General features: G+C 49.0%; 4 protein-coding genes. 3 read left to right on the forward strand and 1 reads right to left on the reverse strand.

Going from position 1 to position 3,438, the window contains the following annotated elements:
• A partial coding sequence (locus tag P1U71_RS14460; protein ID WP_301106328.1) for an SDR family NAD(P)-dependent oxidoreductase occupies positions 1–533 on the reverse strand: 533 nt, incomplete at its 3' end.
• Positions 534–793: 260 nt separating this feature from the next.
• Between P1U71_RS14460 and P1U71_RS14465 the strand changes: the two genes are divergently transcribed.
• The 3 genes from P1U71_RS14465 (at position 794) to P1U71_RS14475 (ending at position 3,356) form a co-directional block, all read left to right on the forward strand.
• On the forward strand, positions 794–1,651 hold the full coding sequence (locus P1U71_RS14465; RefSeq protein ID WP_301106329.1) for a MaoC/PaaZ C-terminal domain-containing protein: 858 nt from the start codon (positions 794–796) through the stop codon (positions 1,649–1,651).
• A gap of 92 nt (positions 1,652–1,743) precedes the next feature.
• Positions 1,744–2,814: a C4-dicarboxylate TRAP transporter substrate-binding protein gene (locus P1U71_RS14470; protein ID WP_301106330.1), complete on the forward strand. Its 1,071-nt coding sequence runs from the start codon at positions 1,744–1,746 to the stop codon at positions 2,812–2,814.
• Positions 2,814–3,356, forward strand: coding sequence for a TRAP transporter small permease (locus P1U71_RS14475; protein WP_301106331.1), 543 nt, complete (start codon positions 2,814–2,816; stop codon positions 3,354–3,356). The genes P1U71_RS14470 and P1U71_RS14475 overlap by 1 nt, the downstream gene beginning before the upstream one ends.
• Positions 3,357–3,438: the final 82 nt, after the last annotated feature.

The raw sequence follows: 3,438 nt of genomic DNA on the forward strand, positions 1-3,438 counted from the left end.
GCCGACCATTCACGTGCGGCGCTCATCGTCAGGCCCATGACGCCCGACTTGGCGGCGCCATAGTTGATCTGCCCAATTGTTCCGCGACGGCCTGCATCGGAAGAAATGTTGACGATAGATGCCGGGCTCGTGTCGCCATCCTGTGCGCGTTGATACATATGTCGACCCACGGCTTGCAAACAATAGAAAACTCCCGATAAGTTGACGTCGATCACCTGCTGCCAGGTCTCGATTGGCATCTTTGTTGCCATGGCGGCCCGGACAATGCCGGCGTTATTGACCAGCCCGTGAATTGCGCCATTACGTGCGACGGCTTTTTCAACCATATCCTGTACGAATCCCGGTTCTGCGACCGAGCCGATGTAGACTTCCGCTTTATCGCTTCCTAAGTCATCGGCGATCGCATTTACCTTATCTTCCTGGAGATCGACCAAGATCGCCTTGCCGCCGAGATCAACAACAAGTCTGGCAACTGCTTCGCCAATCCCTTGCCCCGCACCGGTTACGATTATGTTCTGATTTTCAAGTGACATTGGATTTTTCATTATATTTTTTCTCCAGCTGTTGGAATGTCCATGGTTTCAGGTTGTGGCCGCTTGGCGGAAAGTATCAATATTCGTATAAGATACGTATATTGATACTTTCTATTTTTTGGACTGTCAACATTACTTCTCTGAAAATGTGGATTGACAGTTTAGCTTTATCAAATATTATGTTCGTATAAATGTATTAATATTCGTATATTCGTACAATAATATCTGAATATACGGTTTCATAAAATGGTTGAGTCAAGATGATCCCAGAAAAAATTATCGAATACGGCTTCCCGGATATGGAAGTAAGCTACCAGGAGCGAGACGTTATACTTTACGCGCTTGGCGTGAATGTCGGCCAGGATCCGATGAACGAGCGGGAACTAAAATACCTGTTTGAAGAGGAATTGCAGGCCCTGCCTCCATACGCGATGGTTTTGGGGCATCCAGGATTCTGGTTGCGCGATCCCGCCTTGGAAGTTGATTGGGTCAAGCTTCTACATGCGGAACAATTTCTGAGCGTTTCCCGGCCTTTGCCCGCAAAAGGAACCGTTCTGGTCCGTCACAACGTGCTGGGGATCACGGATAAAGGTGAGGGCCGGGGCGCCATTGTTTATTATGAAAAATTATTGCGTGATGCGGAAACCAAAGAGGAGTTATGCCGCGTCACGACAGGAGTATTCTGTCGCGGAGATGGCGGGTGCGGAGATTACGGGGAGGCTCCTCCAAAATTGGCGATGATGCCCGAGCAATCACCGGATATTTCCATTACGAAGAAGACCGATTTGCGGTCAGCCCTGATTTACCGTCTTAGCGGAGATTATAACCCGCTACACATTATGCCCGATATCGCGCGGCAAGCGGGATACGACCGTCCAATCCTGCATGGGCTTTGCAGCATGGGCATTGCTGGCTTGGTTTTGCAGGAAACCGTTGGCGAATCCACCCCCAGCCTTTTTGGCGGCTACGCCTGCAGATTCAGCAAGCCTGTCTTTCCTGGCGATATTTTGCGGGTCGATATTTGGGTTGGCGATATGGGCGTGCGCTTTCGCGTTGTCGCCGAAGATAGAAATGAAGTTGTTCTTGACCGAGGTCATTTTAGTCTCAGGGCGCACTAAGCCCTGACTGTTGAGTAGGGAAGGTTTCACAGGCCGAAAGTTCCGAAATCAAACATAACGCCGAAATTGAAGTCTAAACAAAGGGGAGAAAAATGAGTTATATAAATAACATAAAGACGCTTGTTTGTGCGGGTCTATTGGCAGCCTCAATCGTATTGCCGGCAAATGCCACCAGAGTTCTGACCTGGACCGACGGAAGTCCAAATCGTGGTACGCGCGCGGAGGCGGCGCAATGGTTTGCCGACGAGTTGGAGAAACGAACCAACGGTGAATTGAAAATTGAGTTTCACTGGGGGGGCGCTCTCTTGAAACCCAAGGCGGCGGTCAAGGGAATAGGCGCCGGTGCTGCTGACATGGGGTTGGTGTTGGGCGTATATAATCCCAAACTCCATCAGGCCTATATTCTAGGCGATCTGCCGACTCCATATTCGGACCCCTGGGTGAGTACCCGCGCAATCTATGACTTGGTACACCAAAATAAGGATTTGCAGGCGGAGTTTGCTGATTTGAACCTGCAATATATCACCAATGTTACGTCAACCGAAATTCAACTGATATGCAAGGACAAGCCTGTCAAGACGCTGGATGATGTTAAGGGATTGAAAATCCGCGGCATCGGCGTTTATGGAAAGATCTTTAGCGATTTCGGTGCGGCCAATGTGGCAATGCCTGTTTATGAGTCATATCAAGCGATAGATACAGGGCTTGTAAATTGCACGCAGATATATGGCTATGCTATTCCAGCGTTTAAACTTCAGGAAATAGCAAAAGAAATCACCAAGCTTGATTGGGGCGCATTGCTTGGGCTTGCCTATGTGATGAATAAGGATACCTACGACAGCCTGACGCCTGAGCAGCAGAAAATAATCAACGATCTTGGTGTTGAATCTATTGATTATTACGTGAAAAAAATGCTGCTGGATAACGACATCCTGATTAATAATCCGACTTCTGAAATTGATGGAACCAAGGTTAATATTTACGAACTATCGGATGCGGATAAAGCGCGCCTTCTTGAGGCAACAAGCAAGTATCTTGAAGATTGGCGGAAGGGTGCAAATGAATCAGGCGTTGATGCTGCCGCCTTGCAGACTCAGTTTTTGGATCTTCTGAAGAAATATGATGACGAGCGCAAGGCCAAAGACTACCCATGGAACCGCTGATGGAATCCTCTCCCGAGAGTAAAGGTCCGTGGGTTTTACGGAAACTGGAAGGGGCACTTGTTGCTCTTTCCATTTTCTGCATTCTCGGAATTTGTGCCGTTATCAACATAACAATTTTTGGACGGTTCCTTTTTGGGCTTTCGATACCTGACGATGTGGTCATGGTACGGGAATTGATGATCGGTGCCGTAGTTCTGCCGCTTGCCTATGTGGCGGCGGGGCGGGCGCATATCATGGTGGAGGTTTTTACCGGTTATATGCCAGAGAGCTGGCAACCGGCCCTGAACCTTCTCGGTTCCTTGACCGGCAGCCTGATGCTGCTTCCCGTTCTCTATGGGGGATATCTCGACTTTGAAAGCGTCGCTTCCGACGGCGCGTATTTTTTCGGTGAGTTGAATTTACCTGAATGGCCTGGACGGCTGATCTTTCTGGTTGGCTATATCACGTTTGTACTGCGGCTTTTTGTATTAACGGGCGAGGACGCCCTGGAAGTTTTCCGGACCCTTACGGGCCATTCTGCTCCGCCTGCTGAAAAGGGCTAATTTTCCATGGATCCGACGACCATCAGCATGTTTGGCTTCATCATTACCCTTGCGCTAATTTGTCTACGGGTGCCAATTGGTT

Origin of the sequence: Sneathiella sp. (assembly GCF_029233945.1) — a bacterium.
Classification (GTDB): Bacteria; Pseudomonadota; Alphaproteobacteria; order Sneathiellales; family Sneathiellaceae; genus Sneathiella.